The 20,294-nt window shown below is 63.1% G+C and carries 16 protein-coding genes; 4 read left to right on the top strand and 12 right to left on the bottom strand.

The features are described from left to right. Window positions 1–39 precede the first annotated feature (39 nt). The 5 genes from PHX69_RS03520 to PHX69_RS03500 all read right to left on the bottom strand — a co-directional run bounded on the left by PHX69_RS03520 (window position 40) and on the right by PHX69_RS03500 (window position 3,909). Complete coding sequence (locus PHX69_RS03520; protein ID WP_288042386.1) at window positions 40–1,338, bottom strand: dihydroorotase; 1,299 nt, start codon at window positions 1,336–1,338, stop codon at window positions 40–42. A 67-nt stretch (window positions 1,339–1,405) separates the two neighbouring features. After that, window positions 1,406–2,368 (bottom strand): aspartate carbamoyltransferase catalytic subunit, encoded by a 963-nt coding sequence (locus PHX69_RS03515; RefSeq protein ID WP_119014368.1) that lies wholly within the window; start codon window positions 2,366–2,368, stop codon window positions 1,406–1,408. 4 nt (window positions 2,369–2,372) lie between these two features. Continuing rightward, the gene (gene pyrR / locus PHX69_RS03510; protein ID WP_288042384.1) at window positions 2,373–2,894 is read right to left on the bottom strand and encodes a bifunctional pyr operon transcriptional regulator/uracil phosphoribosyltransferase PyrR; all 522 of its coding nucleotides are present in this window, start codon (window positions 2,892–2,894) and stop codon (window positions 2,373–2,375) included. Next, window positions 2,891–3,313: a Holliday junction resolvase RuvX gene (gene ruvX / locus PHX69_RS03505; protein ID WP_119014370.1), complete on the bottom strand. Its 423-nt coding sequence runs from the start codon at window positions 3,311–3,313 to the stop codon at window positions 2,891–2,893. Before ruvX ends, pyrR begins: the two co-directional genes overlap by 4 nt. Then, complete coding sequence (locus tag PHX69_RS03500; protein WP_119014371.1) at window positions 3,310–3,909, bottom strand: YqgE/AlgH family protein; 600 nt, start codon at window positions 3,907–3,909, stop codon at window positions 3,310–3,312. Before PHX69_RS03500 ends, ruvX begins: the two co-directional genes overlap by 4 nt. A 23-nt stretch (window positions 3,910–3,932) precedes the next feature. Here PHX69_RS03500 and PHX69_RS03495 point away from each other — a divergent pair, with 23 nt between their 5' ends. Then, window positions 3,933–5,402: a cryptochrome/photolyase family protein gene (locus PHX69_RS03495; RefSeq protein ID WP_288042382.1), complete on the top strand. Its 1,470-nt coding sequence runs from the start codon at window positions 3,933–3,935 to the stop codon at window positions 5,400–5,402. A gap of 53 nt (window positions 5,403–5,455) precedes the next feature. On the opposite strand, the gene PHX69_RS03490 is transcribed toward PHX69_RS03495, so the two are convergent. The 6 genes from PHX69_RS03490 to PHX69_RS03465 are packed head-to-tail and all read right to left on the bottom strand — an operon-like array spanning window position 5,456 to window position 15,885. After that, window positions 5,456–12,016 (bottom strand): hybrid sensor histidine kinase/response regulator, encoded by a 6,561-nt coding sequence (locus PHX69_RS03490; protein WP_288042381.1) that lies wholly within the window; start codon window positions 12,014–12,016, stop codon window positions 5,456–5,458. 44 nt (window positions 12,017–12,060) lie between these two features. Next, window positions 12,061–14,337 (bottom strand): methyl-accepting chemotaxis protein, encoded by a 2,277-nt coding sequence (locus PHX69_RS03485; RefSeq protein WP_119014373.1) that lies wholly within the window; start codon window positions 14,335–14,337, stop codon window positions 12,061–12,063. A gap of 20 nt (window positions 14,338–14,357) precedes the next feature. Further along, window positions 14,358–14,885, bottom strand: coding sequence for a chemotaxis protein CheW (locus PHX69_RS03480; RefSeq protein ID WP_288042380.1), 528 nt, complete (start codon window positions 14,883–14,885; stop codon window positions 14,358–14,360). A gap of 16 nt (window positions 14,886–14,901) precedes the next feature. After that, window positions 14,902–15,267, bottom strand: a complete 366-nt coding sequence (locus PHX69_RS03475) for a response regulator (protein ID WP_119014375.1) — start codon at window positions 15,265–15,267, stop codon at window positions 14,902–14,904. After that, window positions 15,267–15,665 carry a response regulator gene (locus PHX69_RS03470; RefSeq protein WP_119014376.1) on the bottom strand — a complete coding sequence of 133 codons (399 nt, stop codon included), beginning with the start codon at window positions 15,663–15,665 and terminating at the stop codon, window positions 15,267–15,269. Before PHX69_RS03470 ends, PHX69_RS03475 begins: the two co-directional genes overlap by 1 nt. A 46-nt stretch (window positions 15,666–15,711) precedes the next feature. Beyond that, window positions 15,712–15,885, bottom strand: coding sequence for a rubredoxin (locus PHX69_RS03465; RefSeq protein WP_119014377.1), 174 nt, complete (start codon window positions 15,883–15,885; stop codon window positions 15,712–15,714). A 92-nt stretch (window positions 15,886–15,977) separates the two neighbouring features. On the opposite strand from PHX69_RS03465, the gene thiD reads away from it, so the two are divergent. The 3 genes from thiD (at window position 15,978) to yihG (ending at window position 19,176) form a co-directional block, all read left to right on the top strand. Then, the gene (gene thiD / locus PHX69_RS03460; RefSeq protein WP_288042379.1) at window positions 15,978–16,916 is read left to right on the top strand and encodes a bifunctional hydroxymethylpyrimidine kinase/phosphomethylpyrimidine kinase; all 939 of its coding nucleotides are present in this window, start codon (window positions 15,978–15,980) and stop codon (window positions 16,914–16,916) included. Continuing rightward, a complete protein-coding gene (gene hemL / locus PHX69_RS03455) occupies window positions 16,900–18,210 on the top strand; it encodes a glutamate-1-semialdehyde 2,1-aminomutase (protein ID WP_119014379.1) in 1,311 nt (436 codons plus the stop codon). Before thiD ends, hemL begins: the two co-directional genes overlap by 17 nt. A gap of 96 nt (window positions 18,211–18,306) precedes the next feature. After that, window positions 18,307–19,176, top strand: coding sequence for a 1-acylglycerol-3-phosphate O-acyltransferase, YihG family (gene yihG / locus PHX69_RS03450; protein WP_288042378.1), 870 nt, complete (start codon window positions 18,307–18,309; stop codon window positions 19,174–19,176). A gap of 107 nt (window positions 19,177–19,283) precedes the next feature. Here the strand turns inward: yihG and PHX69_RS03445 are convergent. Next, window positions 19,284–20,294 (bottom strand): GGDEF domain-containing protein (locus PHX69_RS03445; protein ID WP_288042377.1); only part of this gene is annotated, 1,011 nt, incomplete at its 5' end.

Raw genomic sequence — 20,294 nt, 5'->3', positions numbered from 1 at the left:
ACGGCCCGGTGCGCGGGCCAACAGGCGCAGCGCCACCGTTCAGCGGCGCTCGAAAGCGATTTGTCCGCCCACCAGCGTGGTGCGCACACGCCCGGGCAGCTCGTAGCCCGAGAACGGCGTGTGCTTGCCCTGGCTGCACAAGGCAGCGGCCTGCACCACCCAGGTGTCTTGCGGGTTCACGATGCAGACATCGCCCACGCCGCCTTCCACCAGCTGGCCAATGCTGGCTTGCAGCGTGCCCAGGGCGCTGCCCAGCACCTGCGCGGGCGCACTGGTGACCACCGCCAGCGCGCGCGCCAACGGCACACCGCTGCCATCCTGCGACCACTTCAGTGCCAGGCTCAGCAGCAGTTCCAGCCCGGTGGCGCCGGGTTCGGCCTCGGCAAAGGGCAGGGTTTTGGCGTCTTCATCGACGGGGTTGTGGTCGGAGACCAGCGCGTCGATGGTGCCGTCCAGCAGGGCCGCGCGCAGCGCATCGCGGTCGCGCTGCTGGCGCAGCGGCGGCAACAGGCGCGCACGGCTGTCAAAAAAGCCGATGTCGTTTTCCGTCAGGTGCAGCGAGTTGATGCTCACGTCGCAGGTCACGTGCAGCCCCTCGGCCTTGGCGCGGCGCACCAGTTCGACCCCAGCGGCGCTGCTGAGGCGGCACAGGTGTACGCGCGCACCGGTGGTCTTGAGCAGCTCGAAGATGGTGTGCAGGGCAATGGTTTCTGCCGCCACCGGAATGCCCGACAGCCCCAGCCGCGTGGCCAGCGCGCCACTGGCAGCCACGCCCTTGCCCAAGTGCAGCTCTTGCGGGCGCAGCCAGACGGTATAGCCAAAAGTGGCCGCGTATTGCAGCGTGCGTTGCAGCACCTGGGTGCTGGCCAGCGGCACCTCGGCCTGGCCAAAGCCGACGCAGCCCGACTCGGTCAGCTCGGCCATCTCGGTCAGCACCTCGCCGGCCAAGCCGCGCGTGAGTGCGCCCAGCGGAAACAGGCGCGCCTGGTGCAGCTTTTCTGCGCGGAATTTGAGCATCTCGACCAGGCCGGGCTCGTCGAGCACCGGGTCGGTGTCGGGCGGGCAGACCAGGCTGGTCACGCCCCCGGCCACGGCGGCGGCCATTTCGGATTCGAGCATGCCCTCGTGCTCGTGGCCGGGCTCACGCAGGCGCGCAGCCAGGTCCACCAGCCCCGGCAGCACGAGGCAGCCGCTGGCATCCAGGGTGCGGTTGGGCGCAAACTCAGGCGGCACGCGCCCCACGCCGACGATGCGGCCCGCCGCCAGGGCCAGGTCGCACACCTGGTCAAGCCCGCTGGCCGGGTCGATCACGCGGCCGTTCTGGATCAGTATTTTCATTTTTTAAGCCAAATTGGCCGCTAGCGCTTATGCAGAAAGCGCAAGCAGCTATGTTTTTAATAGCAAATCAGGCTTCATTGCCAGCGACGATGGACATCACGGCCATGCGCACGGCGATGCCAAAAGTGACCTGCGGCAAGATCACCGACTGCGGGCCATCGACCACTGCCGAGTCGATCTCGACGCCCCGATTAATGGGGCCGGGGTGCATGACGATGGCATCGGGCTTGGCCAGGCGCAGTTTTTCGGGCGTCAGGCCAAAGCTCTTGAAATACTCCTGGCTCGACGGCAGCAGCGCACCGCTCATGCGCTCGTTTTGCAGGCGCAGCATGATGACCACGTCAGCGTCCTTGATGCCCTCTTCAAGCGTGTGGCACACGCGCACGCCCATCTGCGCCATGTCCGACGGCACCAGCGTGCGCGGGCCCACCACGCGCACTTCAGCACAGCCCAGCGTGGTCAGGCCGTGGATGTCCGAGCGCGCCACGCGCGAGTGCAGCACGTCGCCAACGATGGCCACGGTGAGGTTGCTGAAGTCTTTTTTGTAGTGCCGGATGGTGTACATATCCAGCAGCCCCTGCGTGGGGTGGGCATGGCGCCCGTCGCCGGCGTTGATGACATGCACATGCGGCGCCACATGCTGGGCAATCAGGTAGGGCGCGCCCGACTCGCTGTGGCGCACCACGAACAGATCCGCCGCCATGGCCGAGAGGTTGGCAATGGTGTCCAGCAAGGATTCGCCCTTGGCCGCCGAGCTGCGCGCGATATCGAGGTTGAGCACGTCAGCGGACAAGCGCTTGGCGGCGATCTCGAAGGTGGTGCGCGTGCGCGTGCTGTTTTCGAAGAACAGGTTGAACACGCTTTTGCCGCGCAACAGCGGCACCTTCTTGACCTCGCGGTCGTTGACGGACACGAAATTGGCAGCGGTGTCGAGGATGTGCGTGACGATGTCGCGCGGCAGGCCCTCAATGGACAGCAGGTGGATCAGCTCGCCGTGGCGGTTGAGTTGGGGGTTGCGCTGGTGCAGCACGGCTTCAAACCTCTTTGACTTGGAAATGGAAATGGCCGCTGTCGGTTCGCGCCAGCGCCAGCGATTGCGTGGCCGGCAGTGCCACACGGGCAGCGGCAAAGTCGGCCTGGATGGGCAACTCGCGCCCGCCCCGGTCCACCAGCACGGCCAGGCGCACGCGCGCCGGGCGGCCGTAGTCATACAGCTCGTTGAGCACGGCGCGCACGGTGCGGCCGGTGTAGAGCACATCGTCAAGCACCAGGATGTCAGCGCCGTTCACGTCAAAGGGCAGGCTGGTCTGGGCGCTGGCAGCCAGGCCGCGCTGGGCAAAGTCGTCGCGGTGCATGACCGATGACAGCACGCCGGGTGCGCCGTCCAGGCCCAGGTCTTGTTGCAGCCGCTCGGCCAGCCAAGCGCCGCCCGAGGCGATGCCTGCCAGACGGGTTTGCGGGCCGCGCAGCGCACGCACGCCGCGCAGCAGCTCGGTGTACAGAGCCTGGGCGTCCAGAACCAGGCTGCCCGCGCCCACGGAAGAATGTGCCGTCATGAAAGACTCCTCAAAAACTGTTCCAGGATGATGCAGGCCGATGCCGCATCGGCATCTTTGGCACCGCCAGCGATGGCCTCGGTGGTGCTGTAGCGCTCATCGACTTCAAACACCTGCAAGCCAAAACGGCCGCGCAACTGCCGCCCGAACTTGAGCGCGCGCGCGGTGTTCTCATGGCTGGCGCCGTCGGGGTGGTAAGGCACGCCGATCACCAGCGCGTCGGGCTGCCACTCGGCAATGCGCTGGGCCACCTGGGCAAAGCGCGCATCGCCTTCAGCCCGGATGGTGGCCTGCGGGCTGGCCGTGCCCAGCATGCGGTTACCCACCGCCACGCCCGTGCGCTTGAGGCCAAAATCAAAAGCCAGAAAGGTATGGAAATGCGCAGGAACCAGCGGCGGCGATGCCGACGCCGCTGTCATGCGCGCCCCGCCTGGGGCGACAGACGCCAAGCTTGCAACCCCAGCAGCTCCAAGGCGCTGTCGTAGCGTTGGTCTACCGGGGTATCAAAAATCAGGGAAACATCGGCCCCCACCGTCAGCCAGCTGTTTTCTGCCAACTCGGACTCCAGTTGGCCCTCGCCCCACGAGGCGTAGCCCAGCGTGACCAGAACGCGCCGGGGCCCGGCGCCGGTGGACAAGGCTTCGAGCACATCTTTGGAGGTGGTCATGTCCAGGCCACCGGGGACGTGCATGGTGGAGCTGTAGGCAGATTCGTCGGCGGGTGCGTCGGCGCTGCGCATGGGGTCGTGCAAGACAAAGCCCCGGTCGGTCTGAACGGGCCCGCCCAGAAATACAGGCGCATCGGCCAGATCGTCACGGCGCAAAGACAAGTCCACCTTGTCGAGCAGGCCTTTGAGGCTGAGGTCAGTGGGTTTGTTGATGATCAGGCCCAAGGCACCACGCTCGCTGTGTTCACACAGGTACACAACGCTGCGCGCGAACGAGTCGTCTTGCATGCCCGGCATTGCGATCAGGAAATGGTGCGTCAGGTTAATGGGCGCAAAATCGGTGGACATATGGCCCAATTTTAACGGTGAACATGCAAGCCCCTGACACGGTAGGCCTCGTCTGGTTCCGACGCGACCTGCGCACCCAAGACCACGCCGCACTGCACCACGCGCTGCGCCAATGCGCGCAAGTGCATTGTGTTTTTGTCTTTGACCGCGAGATTCTCGATCCCCTGGAGCGCACTGACCGGCGGGTGGAGTTCATCCGCGAATGCCTGGTGGCGCTGGACCAGGATGTACGCGCACTCAGCGGCCATGACAGCGCGGGCCTCATCGTGCGCCACGGCGTGGCCAGCGAAGAGCTGCCCGCACTGGCCCACGCACTGGGCGCCCACGCCGTGTTCACCCACCACGACGACGAGCCCCAGGCACTGGCACGCGATGCGCGCGTGCGCACGGCGCTGGCCTTGCAAGGCAAAGCATTCCACACCTTCAAAGACCACACCATTTTTGAACGCAACGAGCTGCTGACCCAAAGTGGCGGGCCTTACACCGTGTTCACACCGTACAAAAATGCCTGGCTGCGCAAGGTGGATGCAGCGCGCCTGGCGCCCTGGCCGGCGGAGCCTTTCGCCACCGCACTGGCACCCCGCCCGGACTGGGCCTGCACGCCCGTGCCCAGTCTGGCCGCGCTGGGCTTTGCCCCGGCCGGGTTGGCCACGCTGCCACTGCCCACCGGCAGCCGGGGCGCACAGCAGCTGTTCGATGATTTTTTGCAGCGCATTGGCCGCTACGACAGCGCACGGGACTTTCCAGCCATCAAGGGCCCCAGCTACCTGAGTACGCACCTGCGCTTTGGCACCATCTCCATCCGCACACTGGCGCGCACGGCGCACGCTTTGGCCACCGCGGGCAACACGGGCGCAGCCACCTGGTTGAGCGAACTGATCTGGCGCGATTTTTATTTTCAGGTGCTGGCCAACTACCCGCAAGTGGTGGAACGCAGTTTCAGGCCCGCTTACGATGCCATCGTCTGGGAGTCAGGCCCAGCAGCCGAGGCCCTGTTTGCCGCCTGGTGCGAAGGCCGCACCGGCTACCCACTGGTGGACGCGGCCATGGCGCAAATCAACCAGACGGGTTACATGCACAACCGCCTGCGCATGGTGGTGGCCAGCTTCTTGACCAAAGACCTGGGACTGGACTGGCGCTGGGGCGAGCGCTACTTTGCGCAAAAGCTCAACGACTATGACCTGGCTGCCAACAACGGTGGCTGGCAATGGGCCAGCTCCAGTGGCTGCGATGCGCAGCCGTATTTCCGTATCTTCAACCCGGTGACGCAAAGCCAGAAGTTTGATCCCGAGGGCAAGTTCATTCGCCGCTACCTGCCGCAGCTGGCCGGGCTGCCCACCGCCGCACTGCATGCGCCCTGGCTGGCCAGACCGCTGGAGTTGCAAGCCGCTGGCATCACCCTGGGCGAGCACTACCCCCGGCCCATCGTAGACCACGAACAAGCTCGCCAACGCACGCTGCTGCGCTATGCGGTGGTGAAGGCTGAACGGTAGCGCACAACACAGCAGGCGCGCCCGCACCCGGCCGACCACAGCCGGGGCCAGGCTCAGGCTGCTACGGCCTCAGTGGTCAAGCGGGCGTAGTGCTGCACCAGACTGAGCAGTTCCTCATCGGAGTAAGGCTTGCCCAGGTAGTGGTTCACACCCAGTTCCATGGCATGTTCGCGGTGCTTTTCCGCAATGCGCGAAGTGATCATGATGATGGGCAAATCGCGCAAAGCTTCATCGCCACGGATGTTGCGCGCCAGATCAAAGCCATCCATGCGCGGCATTTCAATGTCTGACAGCACGACGGTGGGACGCTCTTCCTGCAAACGCTCCAGTGCCTGCAAGCCGTCGGCGGCCAGCGCGACACGGTAGCCTTCGCGCTGGAGCAGGCGCTGCGTGACGCGGCGCACGGTGATGGAGTCATCCACCACCAGCACCAGCGGAACCTGGCTGGCAGAAACGGATGGTGTAGCCCCCCCCACGCGCCCGGCGTCCGCAGAAGCGGCGGTGGGCAGCACCACGGCAGGGGCGCTCAAGGCCGCAGCACGCACCTGATCGCCATACACCGTGGACAACGCCACCGGGTTGTAAATCAGCACCACGGCACCAGAGGCCAGCACCGACATGCCCGCCAAGCCCGGCAGGCGCGCCAACTGTGGCCCCAGGTTCTTCACCACCACTTCCTGGTTGCCCAGCACTTCATCGACGTGCATGGCCACCCGCTGCGACGCACTGCGAAACACCACCACAGGCCGCGTCTTGCCCGCAGGCTCCTGGCTGTGGCGCGAAGCCTGCAAAAGGCCACCAGCCCAGTAAAACGGCACTTTCTCTGCCGCCACATCAAAAGTGCCGCTGCGATACGCCTGCTCCAGATCGGCCGCTGGCGTGCGACGCACCACCTCCACCAAATTGGCGGGCACGCCAAAAGACAAATCGCCTGCGCGCAGCATCACCACCTGCGTCACGGCTGTGGTCAGGGGGAGCACCATGCGGAATGCCGTTCCCTGACCAGCCTGCGTGGTGGTTTCAATGCGTCCGCCCAACGCCTTGATTTCAGAGCGCACAACATCCATGCCAATGCCACGCCCGGCAATGCCGGTGACCGCAGTGACGGTGGTGAAACCAGGCATGAAGATCAAATTGGCTGCCTGGGCGTCATCCACCTCCGCGTCGGGAGCAATCAACCCCTGCTCCAGCGCCTTGGCGCGGATGCGGGCCAGATTCAGGCCAGCGCCATCGTCACGGAACTCCACCGATACGTCGTTGCCCTCGTGGCGCAACGCCACCGCAATCGTGCCCACTGGAGGCTTGCCCATGGCAGCACGCTCTTCAGGACTTTCAATACCGTGGGCGACACAGTTGCGCAGCAAATGCTCAAAAGCAGGGGTCATGCGATCCAGAACACCCCGGTCCATTTCAATGGAACCACCGGTGATATCGAGCTTGATCTGTTTGCCCATCTCCTTGGAGGACTGGCGAACCACAGCGTACAGACGCTCAGCGATCCCCTCGAACTCCACCATGCGGGTGCGCAACAGATCACGCTGCAATTCACGCGCCTGGCGCCCCTGGGCAATCAAGTCGTCCTCGGCACCATCCATGGCGCGCTGCAAGTTGCGCTGCACAGTAGCCACGTCGTTGACCGACTCGGCCATCATGCGGGTCAATTCCTGCACACGGGTGAAGCGGTCAAACTCCAGCGGATCAAACCCGGCTGCCGAATCCTTGGCCAACGCCAGACGCGACTGCATCTGTGACTCCGACTGCATTTCAATATCGCGCAACTGCTGGCGCAACTTGTCCAGGTTGACGGACATATCGCCAAGAGAGCTCTTGAACTGCCCCAGCCGCGCCTCCAGCCGCGAGCGCGTAATCATCACCTCGCCAGCCTGATTGACCAGCCTGTCAAGCAACTGCGCCCGCACACGCACCGATTGGTGTGCCGCCGTGCGCAGTGGCGCCAATTGCACAGCCCCCTGCAAACGCGGCATCCCGGTGATGGGCGTCGCCACTTGCATGGCCGTGCCACCTGCGGCGGCAGGCTCTGGCACGGGTGCAACCACCACGGCTTCCGCTGGCGCCTGGGCGCTGATGGAGCGCAGGGCATCAAAGTTTGCCTGCAAAGCATCGAGCTGACCGAGCAAGGGCTCCAGGTGCTCAACACCCACAGTTTCCATGTCCAGCTGCTCAATCGCAGACTCAAGGCGGTGCGCCATTTCCCCCAAACGCATGGCACCAGCCAGACGGGAACTGCCTTTGAGCGTGTGCAAAGAGCGCAGCACTTCATTGCGCGCACCCAAGTTGTCTGGCCGTGCAGACCACTGGCGTAGCGCAGCCCCCAGGCGGGGCAACAACTCTGCGGCTTCGTCCTCGAAAATGGGGAATAGGTCGGGATCAATGACATCCAGAACGTCAATGTCATCGTCCACATCTTGCGGCGCCGCCTTCACCGCAGTATGGTCCGCGCTAGGGACCAGCCCTGAAGTTGGAATATCAGGCACCGGAACCAGAGCGGCTATTGTTGGCTCTGGCTCTGGCTCTGCTACCAACAGCTCTGCGGCGGCGCGTGCACGCTCAGCTTGCATTTCGGCCTCGTAAGCCTCTTCCTGCGCAGCCAACTCTTCCAGCGCAGCCAGCGCATCCTCCAACGGGGGGGTCAATGTGTTGGCCACCTCCGTCTGAAGAATCTGCCGCAGCGCATCCTGCACCTGCACGTTGGCCTGCTTAAGAAAGCCAGCGGCAAACCGGTGCAGAAGCCGGCGAATATCCTCAGCAGCATCTATAAACACCTGCGCCTGCGCAGGCTCCCCACAGGACTGTAGTTGCACATGGGAGAGTGCGTGCTCCAGCAACCTGGCCGTCTCGGACAAAGCCATGAAGCCCACGGTGGCAGAGCTGCCTGCCAGGGAGTGCGCCAAAGCAACCGCCGTATTGGGCAGTGGCTCATGCAGCTCCAGCGACCACTCTTGCAGCGAAACTGCCAGCCGACGCGACCATTCATCCGCCTCGTTGAGGTACACGTTGTAGAGCGGTATCCCAATACGCAGTGTGCCGATGACTTTGACAGCATCCTCCAACGGAGCGGGCATCGAGTCCTGTACAGGTGCAGTGTTTTCGGGTGGTACCGGTTGTGGCTCAGCAGCCGCTTGCAGCTCCATTTCCGGCTGTACTGCCAAAGGTGCCACCGATGCCTCAACGGTAAGCTCTGGCTCTGGCTCTGGCTCTGGCTCTGGCTCTGGCTCTGGCTCTGCAACGGCGCCTGCCGCCAAAGTGGACTCCGGAGCAACTACTTCTGCGAAGGACACCTCTGGCACAGCCAGCTTCTCAGGTTCCTGCGCCATCTCTGGCTCGGCCACGGCGACTGTCTCAAAGGCAGTCTCCGGAACAGCTTCCTGTGGAGCGAAGGGTTCTTCGGGTGCCGCCAACGCTTCAGGTTCAAATGCCACTTCCGGCGGCAACGCAGGCGCCACCTCCAACTCGCTCACAACCGCATCTGGCCAAGCAAGCGGTAGTTCCAGCAGGTTTCCTTCTGCCACTACCTGCTCAGGTGCAATTTCTTCAGGTGTAATCTCTTGCGCTGGAGACTCCAGACTGTTGGCAGGCTCAGCAAACGCTTCAACGCTGGGCTCCCAACCAAAATCTTCCGGCAGCAATACCGGCAAAGGCTCTGAACCCACCAACAACGGTGGAGCTTCCACCACAGGCTGCACTTCGGGCAGCGGCTCGGTCATATCCAGCGCCGTAGTGAACTCGGCAAAATCAATCTCTTCAGCAGGTGCTTGCACAAAGGCCGTATCCGCAGTGGACAGTGCCTCTGGCGCTGCCGGCTCGGGCATGACGTCAAACGGAACGTTCCATGCATCGTCCGCCACCTCGATGGCCCCCACGGAATGACCATCTGCTGTCGCAGGAACAACCTCTTGGTTCGTCTCCTCGGGCAAGGCAGGCATATCTGCCAACTGCTCGATGGCGAACTCGTGCTGCACGCTGGGCGACTCCAGCGACAAGGGAGCATCCAGCGGTAACGAGGGCCCCTCTGGCACCGCCACTGGCGCTGGCGCTGGCGCTGGCGCCAAGATAGCGTGCGGCGCCGACACACCAGGCAAAACCAATGGCAAAACCGTACCCGTCTGGCGCATGGCATCGGCAGACGCACGGAAGGCCTCTGCATGCCAAACGCCAAAATCGCCACCACTGGCAATGTCTTCCGCCCAGCGGCCAAAACCTTGCAAGGCATCCTGCGCCAACTGCAACAAAGGTGGCTGCATGGGCTTTTGCTCTGCCAGCCAGGCATTGAGCAGTTGCTCCATCGACCAGGCAGCCTCGCCAAACTCGTTCAACCCCACCATGCGGGAGCTGCCTTTGAGCGTATGAAACGCGCGCCGCAGCGTGGTCTGCTCACTCAGGTCGCCTGGCGCACGGTGCAGTTGTTGGACTGCGCCCAGCCCCTGGACCACCACCTCGCGCGCTTCCTCCAGGAATACCTCCAGCAGTTCATCATCCACGTCCAGGCGCGGTACTGACACCGGCTGAGGAATAGGTGGTGCCACGGGTGCAGGCACGGGCATTGGGGCCTGCGCCAGACTCAGTGACTCAACAGGCAGATCGGTTGGCCCTGTAGCAACTTCCAGCGGCGCAGAAGCCTGGGCCACGGGCACGTCAGGCACTGCGGGCATGACCGATGCCGCAGGCACAATGGATGCAGCCGGTGCAACAGGCACTGGTGCAGGCGCCAAAGCCGGTACAGGCTCCACGGCAGGTGTACGCGCCACGACCTCGGGCAGCGGCGTTGGCGCACGCTCCTGGGCCACGTGCTCCACTTCTTCGGGCTCGTCAGTGGCACGCGCACGGGTACGCCCCATCAGGGAACGCAACTCACCCAACTCTTCGTCATAGACAAACAGCTTGCGCGCCAAAGTACGCTGGTAGCTGAGCATGTCGATCAGAAACCCCAGCGCTCCCAGGCTATTACCCAGTTTCTCAAAGGTTTGGCTGCGCTCATCGGCCCCTTGCACTTCGTTGATCAGCAACCGCTCCACCGTGTCGCGCATGCGAACCACGGCCATGGATGCTTGATCCAGGCCCAGCACAGACAACACACCCCGCATCTGCGCCAACTGCCCGGGAACCACTTTCAGCGGACTGGTGTCCTCTGGCTTGCGGAAGAACTGGTCCATCGACCGCTCGGCCTCGCCCAGCGTAACGCGCAGTTCATCCACCACACTGCCCATGGTCTGGTGATCGCTGACACGCCGGTACAGCTCCTCCATCCAGGGCTCCAACGGCTCAGGCTCAGCCCCCGCACGCACACTGTCGAGACGCTCGGCCAGACGATGGGCCCGGTGGGTCATGTGTTCGTCAGCAGTGTCCAGCTCTTCAAAAGCAGCCTGCAGGTAGAGCACAGACGTCGCCACTTCCATGGCCAGCGCCGCAGAGGGGGGCTCAGCCGACCGGATCGTGGCATCCAGCGCCCTGGTCATGGCCTGCGCCAAACTCTCACTATTGCGATGGAGCTTGCGCAGCGAGTCACATACCAGGCTGAACTGATCCGCCGCAGGTTTGAGTTTGTTGCGGTCTCCCCCTGCCAACGCTGACCAGGTTTCTGTGGCGGTGGCAATTCGCTTGCGGGCTTGCGCCAGAACCACGGGATCAAAGCGACCAAAACGGCGCTCCTCATAATCCACCGGCGCAAAGCGATCCAGGGCAAAGGCGCCCCGCACCGCCTGCAATGCTGGGGCTTGCCCAGCATCGGTGTGGCGCGCCTGGGCACAGAAAAAGAGCAGGTCTTGCACCAACCGGTCGCCCACGGCAGGGTCGCCCTTGGCCAACGTGGCGTACTGCATGAGCACACGCGAGGCCACTCGCTTCACGTACAGATCCGTGACAAACAATCCCTGCGCAAATGCCTCAAAAAATCCAGCGCAAATCTTCCAGAATGCTCGCGGCTGCTTTTCAGACTGCGCAGCCGCCAGCCCCAGAGAAAGATTGCGCAAATCACGGGCAGCGTCCGGGCTGCCCTCTTTAACGATCTTCAGCACGGCCTGATCAAGCCGGGCACGGGCCTCAACGCCATACGCCACCGGAGCAGTATCTACCGCCGTTGCAGGCTCACGAAAACGCCGCTCCGCAGGCCACAGGTCGGCCGGATGAACGCGGTCTACACCGGCCAGGGCCTGCACATCGCGGTACTGCGGAAACAGCGCTACAGCAGACACCGTTTTGCCGGTGAGCACGCTGTCCAGATATTCACTGAGCGCAAAACTGGCACGCTCCAATACTGCGGCGGCTTCGTCTGTGCACAGCTCAGGGCGCTGCACATACCGCTGAACAGCGGACTCCATGGCCCGCAAGACCAAGGCGGGTGCGGCCATACCCACCATCTCCAGCGCACCGCTGGCCTGGTGCAATTGCTGGCGCGCCATGCGCAGGGAGCTGGCGTCCAGCGCCGCCAGATCAGACTCCTGGGCGACCTCGGCATCGTGGACAAAGCGGCGCAAAGACTTGACGGCAGCGTCCAGCGACTTGCGCAGTTCATCAAGCACCCAGGCCAACGGCCCCAGGTCCTGCTCGCCGTGGCTTGCGTCTGTCGGCAGTGTGTTGTCGACATCAATAGATGACATGGATTCGTCCCCGGCCGCACAGAGCCATTTCGTTGTTCGTAGCGTCAGGCAATCTTGAACCGGGCCACCGACTGGCGCAGTTCCTCTGCCATATGAGAAAGTTCGCGCACCTGCTGGGCGGTGGTGCGGGTACCCTCACCGGTCTGTTCTGTCACGGCAAAAATGTGCTGGATGTTCTCAGCCACCTCGTTGGCCAGCGTGGCCTCGCTGGAAGTGGAGGAAGAAATCTGCTCAATCAGCTCCGCTAGGCGGCGCGACACCTGGTCAATCTCGGAGAGTGCGGTACCGGCGCTGTCAGACAGGCGCGCGCCTTCCACCACACCCTGTGTAGAGCGCTCCATAGCGGCCACGGCATCTTGCGTGTCGGTCTGAATGGCCTTCACCAGCGCAGAAATCTGGCGCGTCGCATCGGCAGAACGTTCGGCCAGTCGCTGCACTTCTTCGGCCACCACCGAGAAGCCGCGACCAGCTTCACCGGCGGATGCAGCCTGAATGGCAGCATTCAGGGCCAGCACGTTGGTTTGCTCGGTAATGTCAGAAATCAGCTCGGTGATTTCACCAATCTCTTGCGACGACTCGCCCAGGCGCTTGATCCGCTTGGAGGTGTCCTGGATCTGGTCACGGATGGAGTTCATGCCGCCAATGGCATCCTGCACAGCCTTCAGGCCGGAGTCGGCTGCTTGCAGCGACTGGCGCGCCACCGTAGCGGACTCTTGCGCCTGCACAGACACCTCATTGATGCGGGTGGCCATTTCCAGCACAGAGCGGCCGGTTTCACGGATCTCGCGCAACTGCTCTGTCGAGGCGGCCAACAGCTCGGTGGAGGTGCTATCGACCTGCGCTGTCGTTTGTGCCACGCGGGTTACCGTGTTTTGCACGCTGCCCACCAGCACGCGCAGTTCTTCCACCGTGTAGTTGACCGAGTCGGCGATAGCGCCGGTAATGTCTTCAGTCACGGTGGCTTCCTGTGTCAGGTCGCCCTCAGCCACCGATTGCAGCTCGTTCATCAAACGCAAAATGGCTGCCTGGTTGGCATCGTTGATACGCTTGGCTTCTTGCTCTTGGCGCTGGGCATCCTTGTTTTGCAGTTCAGCGGCCTGCTGGCGGTGGCGACTGTCAAGCAGCTGAACCCGGGAAATGCCCACACCGCACAGCAGCACAAACATACCTGCCAATACCAGCGCGGCCAGCTGCCCAGCGCCCATACCTGTCTGGGCTGACAACTTGGTCTGGAGTGCCTCCATCTGGCGGCGCAGAGGTTCACTGTCGCCAATGATGGCGGTCTGCGCTTCACGGGCCGACACCAATCCCTGCAAGTTGCCCAGAATGGCGCTGGCCTGTGTACGGGTTTGCTCATAGAGCTTGATCAGCGCTTGCAACTGTTCACGCGTTTGACCGTCTTTGGTGGAAGCCAAGCGCAGATCGGGGCTGCCATCGAGCAGGCCCTGGGCAATTTCCTTGAAAGAGTTCAAATCCTTGCCCAACAGGAACACGGCTTCCGGGCTTACACCCTCCGTGGTCTGGAATTCGTTGGCTGACTTGCCGATACGCTGCGTCAGCATCACCAGCTGGCCAGCCGCTGAAATCTCGGAAGCGGGGGCGTTTTGCTGCAACTTCAGGGACGAAATGGTTTCTGCAATTTCCAGCAAATCCGAAGACTGGCGGTTGATGGTGCGCAGCGCATCGCCTACCTGGGTCAGAATTTTTTGTTGCCCCATCACAACCGCTGCATTGCGGTCAGCCCGCTCCACCAGCGGCGCAATTGCCTCCAGCTCCGGCTGAAATGATTCGCCCAATGCCTGCACACCCAGTTCTGTATCACCCGAATTGAGCGCTCGCACGTTGCGCGCCAGCACCCCGGCACTTTCAACCACATCAGGAAATGCCTGCGCACTGCCCACCAGCGCCTGCGATACCGATTTGGCCAAGCGCTGCGACTGCATCAGCGACTGTCCCGTAGCTGCCAGTTGCTGCGCCGCACGGTCAGACTGCTTGAGCACCCAGCCGGCGATCAACGCCACTACCACCACACCAATCGTCAGCAAAATGAGCAAGCGCCGCTGGTGACTGGCTGCTGCGGCCTTGCCCAACAGGGGCAGCTCGATAAACTCTGCGCCAGCCCCCCCCTGGGGGGCACGCCCATCTTCTCCAGGGTAGCCCTGCACACTGTTCAAGGCATCGCCATGGAAAGCCTCTCGCAGCGCAACGCCGTCGAGCGTAGAGCCCGCCAATGAATCCTGGCTCAACGCTACATCGGCAAGCGCATCCTGTTTTTCAGTCTGGCGACCGAACAGTTTTCCGAGTTGTTTGACGACGGACATGTGCAACCTTAAAGAAAGATTCAAGCGCTGATGCTTAAAAATGTGGGATGTTGTGCCAGAAGCTGCAGGTTCAGCTCCTGCCAGCGGGCACCGCTGGCGTCCAGGTAGACCGAGCCAAAGAAAGAGGGCGCATCCGGCGCAGGCGGCTCGGATGAGACAAAGGCATCCACACCGCGCAAACCTGCCAGGCGATCGACCAGCAAAGCGACGTTGACTTCCAGTGCCGTATTGAGGGCCAGCAAGCTGGCTTCGGCAAGTTTCTGCTCAGTGCGCACAGGAGAGTCGCCCAGCAGCACGGCAAGATCCACCACGCCAGACAACCCGCCGCGCAAGTTGGCCACACCCAGAAACCACTTCTGGGTATACGGAACAGGTTGAACGGCACCCCAGGGAAATATCTCTCCGGAATGCCCCAGCGGCAACAAATACGACGTTGCGCCAGCCTCCACAGCCAGCCAGGAGGACACAGAAAGCGCCTCGCTTTTGGCTGCCTGCAAGCGGTTGGCAAGTCGGGCTTGGAGATCTCTGAGGGCTTCTCTGTTAGCCATAAAAGACGCCGGACCGTCAGTTCAACGCGTCAATTCTGGCTTGCAACTCAACCGGATCCACAGGTTTAGTGATGTACCCGCGTGCGCCTTGGCGCATACCCCATACCCGGTCAGTTTCCTGATTTTTGCTGGTGCACATGATGATGGGCACATCTGCATACTGTGGATCGCGGGAAATAGCACGGGTCAATTGAAAACCATTTTGTCCTGGCATTACCACATCCATCAGGATCAAATCTGGCTTTTCTTCTGCCAAACGCCGAAAAGCCTCTTCTGCATTTTCTGCGGTGCGCACCTGCATACCTTTTTTGTGCAGCAAATCGCTCAAAAACATCAATTCGGTTTTTGAATCGTCAACGACCAGTACTTTATGGATGGGCATTACATCGCTCCTTGATCGGGATTACCAAACTGCTGCACGGCCTGCAACAGCTGGTCTTTGGTGAAAGGTTTGGTGAGATATTCTTGGCAGCCGACCATGCGCCCGCGCGCTTTGTCAAATACGCCGTCTTTGGACGAAAGCATAACTACCGGGGTGTGCGAGAAACGAGCGTTTCGCTTGATGATGGCCACCGTCTGGTAGCCATCGAGTTTGGGCATCAGAATGTCGCAAAAAATCAACTGCGGGTGGTAATCATTGATTTTGGCCAAGGCATCAAAACCATCGTCGGCCAATAACACTTCGTGTCCGCCCTGCTTGAGAAAAATCTCTGCGCTGCGGCGGATGGTATTACTGTCATCCACCACGAGCACTTTGAAAGTTGCGCCATTTGTAGTCAATTGTCACTGCTCCCGATGGGAAAATAAGCAATGCAGCCAAGCCGCATCAAATCTGAACCATCTCGAAGTCTTCTTTGCGGGCACCACACTCGGGACAAGTCCAGTTCATGGGAACCTGTGCCCAAGGGGTATTGGGAGCTATGCCGTGTTCAGGCGAGCCCGCCGCTTCGTCATAAATCCATCCACAAATCAAACACATCCAAGTTTTAGGGTCTGTCACAGCTTAAAGGGCCTTCACGTAGAATGCAACGATTGTATCTAGTCACCTCTGCGGGTTGCAGTTTCTACACCACCCCTTGCTGAAACGGGTTCATGACACCACCTTCCCACCCAGAGAGCGACGCACCGCCACCGGTGCAACCCACGCACCCCGCCTGCGTCATGGTGATCAACGCCAGCGATCCCAGCGGTGCTGGAGGCCTGACGGCAGACATCGCCACCATGGCCTCTGTGGGCGCACACCCGGTCGCGGTGGTCACGGGCGCTTATGTGCGCGATACCAGCGCCATCTTTGACCACTACAGCTTTGACGACGAAGCTGTTACAGAGCAAGCCCGTACCGCGCTGGAAGACCTGCCGGTGCAAATCATCAAAGTGGGCTTTGTCGGCACCCCCGAAAACGTCAGTGCCATTGCCGAGCTGACCACCGATTACCCCGAGCTACCCGTCATCAGCTACATGCCTAACCTGTCGTGGTGGCAAGAGGATCTGATTGACCAGTACCTTGACGCCTTTGCAGAGCTGCTTTTGCCGCAAACCACTGTGTTGGTTGGAAACCACAGCACCCTGTGGCGCTGGCTGCTCCCTGACTGGAACCACGAGCGCAGTCCCAGCGCCCGCGACATTGCCGCCGCCGCTGCACAAAAAGGCACGCCCTACACCCTGGTCACCAGCATCCCGCTGCCTGAGCAGTTTGTGGAAAACGTCCTGGCCTCGCCCGAGGCCGTGCTGGGCAGCGGCCGCTTCGAGCTGTTCGATGGCGTATTCACCGGCGCGGGCGAGACCCTGTCAGCCGCCCTGACCGCACTGCTGGCCTGCGGCAGCGATCTGGGCGAGGCCTGCGCCGAGGCCCTGGGCTACCTCGACCACACCCTGGAAAATGGTTTCCGCCCTGGCATGGGCCACCTCATTCCCGACCGCATGTTCTGGGCTGCGCCCGACGATGCGGACGAGCCCTCGCCCGAAGGCGACACCACCGATGTACCGTCCATCGACGGCTTTGTCCTCCCTCCCCATGACACCCAGCACTGACCGCAACCTCCCCCTGTTCGAACGCGCCAAGGCCGTCATTCCCGGCGGCGTCAACTCGCCCGTGCGCGCCTTCAAGGCCGTGGGCGGCACGCCGCGCTTCATTGAGCGCGCGCAAGGTGCCTATATGTGGGATGCCAACGGCCAGCGCTTCATCGACTACATCGGCTCCTGGGGGCCGATGATTCTGGGCCACGGCCACCCCGCCGTGCTCGAAGCGGTGCAAAAGGCGGCGCTGGAGGGCTTCTCGTTCGGGGCCCCCACCGAGCGCGAGGTCGAGCTGGCCGAGGCCATCATCGATCTGGTGCCGTCCATCGAAATGGTGCGCCTGGTCAGCTCGGGCACCGAGGCGGGCATGAGCGCCATCCGCCTGGCGCGCGGCGCCACCGGACGCAACAAGATCGTCAAGTTCGAGGGCTGCTACCACGGCCACGCCGACGCGCTGCTGGTCAAGGCCGGCTCGGGCCTGGCCACGTTTGGCAACGCCACCAGCGCCGGTGTGCCCGCCGAAGTGGTGCAGCACACGGTGGTGCTGGAATACAACAACGTGCAGCAGCTCGAAGAAGCCTTTGCGCTGCACGGTGCCGACATTGCCTGCGTGATGATCGAGCCCATCGCGGGCAACATGAACTTTGTGCGCGCCAGCGTGCCCTTCGTCAAGCGCTGCCGCGAGCTGTGTACGCAGCACGGCGCACTGTTCGTGTTCGATGAGGTCATGAACGGCTTTCGCGTGGCGCTGGGCGGCGCGCAAAGCGTGTATGCGCGCGACATTCCGGGCTTTGAGCCGGACATCACGGTCATGGGCAAGGTCATTGGCGGTGGGATGCCGCTGGCGGCCTTTGGCGGCAAGCGCGCGGTGATGGAGCACATGGCGCCACTGGGCAGCGTCTACCAGGCGGGCACGCTGAGCGGCAACCCCGTGGCCACGGCCTGCGGGCTGGCCACGCTGCGCGAGATCCGCCAGCCCGGTTTCTTCGAGGCGCTGTCGGCCAGCACCCGCACGCTGGTCGATGGCTTGGTGGCCGCTGCCGCTGCCGAGGGCGTGCCCTTCAGCGCCGACTGCGAGGGCGGCATGTTCGGCTTTTTCCTGCTGCCCACGCTGCCGCAGAACTACGCCACCGTCATGCAAAGCGACGGCGCGCGCTTCAACCGGCTGTTCCACGGCCTGCTCGATCGCGGCGTGTACATTGCCCCGGCGCTGTACGAGGCCGGTTTTGTCAGCGCAGCGCACACGCCGCAAGACATTGCCGAGACCATCTCCATCGCCCGCGACGTGTTCAAATCACTCGCAAATTGATAGCTGCTTGCGCCCGCCAGCAAAGCGCTAGCGGCCAAAAACACTAAAAATACCGCCGCCACCCTGGCGGCTTTCCTTTTGCCGCCCTGACTGCCCATGCTTGCTGCACTGAAGTTCTGTTTTGCCACGCTGGTGCTGGTGCTCAACACCCTGGCCCTGTGCGCCCTGATGGTGCCGTTCGCGCTGATCAAGCTGCTGCTGCCGTTCACGCCGGTACGCCGCCTGACCGACCGCGTGCTCAACAAGATTCCCGAGGGCTGGATTGCCATCAACAGCTTCTGGCTGGGCGCCGTCAACCGTGGCCGCTGGCAGGTGTCGGGCCTGGAGGGCCTGCGCCGCGACGGCTGGTACCTGGTCACCTGCAACCACCAAAGCTGGGTGGACATTGTGGTGGTGCAGCGCGTCTTGAATCAGCGCATTCCCATGCTCAAGTTCTTCCTGAAAAAAGAGCTGATTTATGTGCCCGTGCTGGGCCTGGCCTGGTGGGCGCTGGACTTTCCGTTCATGCGCCGGGGCGGCGGCGGTGGCAGCGCCCGCAAAGACCTGCGCGATGCGCGCGCCGCCTGCGAGAAATTTCGCCTGCTGCCCACTTCGGTGACCAGCTTTGCTGAGGGCACACGCTTCACCGCCGCCAAGCACGCCAGCCAGCAGTCGCCCTACCAGCACCTGCTGCAACCCAAGGCGGGCGGCATGGCGATGGCCCTGGGCACCATGGGCGAGCTGTTCCACGGCCTGGTCGATGTGACCATCGTGTACCCCGACAAGGTGCCCACTTTTGTCGATGCGCTGTGCGGGCGCCTGGGCGATGTGGTGGTGCTGGTGCAAGAGCGCCCCATTCCGCCCGAGCTGCTCAAGGCCAACGCCAAACAGCGCGCACTGCTGCAAGACTGGCTCGATGGCGTCTGGCAAGACAAAGACCGCGCCATCGCGCAGGTGCTGGCCCAGCGCAACGCGGGCCGCGCCTGAGCGCAGGCGGCGTTGGCAGCGCGCCGCAAAAGCGCTTGATTTGATAGCTGCTTGCGCTTTATCAGCGCGGCTTTCAGCCTGTTTTAACCCTATAAATCCGCAGCCAATTACTGCCCAGGGGCTGTGGCGTCCTGCGGCTGCTCGGCCCACAGGACGGCGCGGTCGCGGCCCGTGTTCTTGGCTTGGTACAAGGCGGCATCGGCCTGCTCAAACAGCAGGGCAATGCCTTGCGCTGGGGCGCTGTTTTCCGGGTACAGGCAGGTGGCGCCCACGCTGATGGTGACGCAGTGGCGCACCGGGCTGGTCAGGTGCTCCAGCGCCAGCGCGCGCACGGTGGCGCACAGGCGCTGCGCAGTGACCCGGGCCTGGGCGCTGTCGGCGTCGGGCAGCAGCACGGCAAACTCCTCGCCGCCGTAGCGGGCCACCAATTCGCCCTGGCGCTGCGTGGCCGTGGCCAGGGCGGCGGCCACCTGTTGCAGGCAGTGGTCGCCGCCCACGTGGCCGTAGTGGTCGTTGTAGGCTTTGAAGTGGTCGATGTCGATCATCAACAGGGCCAACGGGCGGCGGCGCTGCTGGGCCTGGGCCCAGGCCAGCGGCAGCGCTTCGTCCAGCGCACGGCGGTTGGCCAGCTGGGTCAGGGGATCCAGGCGCACCTGCTCTTCCAGCGTGTGGCGGTAGCGGTCGAGCTGCTCTTCGGACTGGCGCCGCTCGGTGATGTCTTGCACCGTGCCGGTCATGCGCAGGGTGTTGTGCTGCGGGTCCATGGCGTACTCGCCCCACACCTGCACCCAGCGTTCTTGCTGGTCGCTGGTGCGCACGATGCGGTACTGCGTGTGCAGCGGGCTGCACTGCTCCATGGCTTGCCGGTGGACTTGCAGCACCTCGGCGCGGTCTTGGGGGTGCAGCATGGCCACCCACTGTTGCAGCGTCATGCGCTCTTGCGGCGGCAGGCCGAAGATGGCGCTGGCCATGCTGGACATGAAAAACTCTTCGCTGCGGGCGTAGTAGGCAAAGTAGCCCACGCGGGCCGCTTTTTGCGCGCTGTCGAGCCAGTGCAGGCTGTATTGCAGCTCGTTTCTCAGCGCCTGCTCGCGCCGCCGGGCCTGCCATTGCCAGCC

It is taken from the genome of Simplicispira sp. (assembly GCF_028687295.1).
GTDB lineage: Bacteria > Pseudomonadota > Gammaproteobacteria > Burkholderiales > Burkholderiaceae_C > Simplicispira > Simplicispira metamorpha.
The sequence above is the reverse complement of the archived record's forward strand: the minus strand, read 5'-3'. Positions and strand labels throughout refer to the sequence as shown.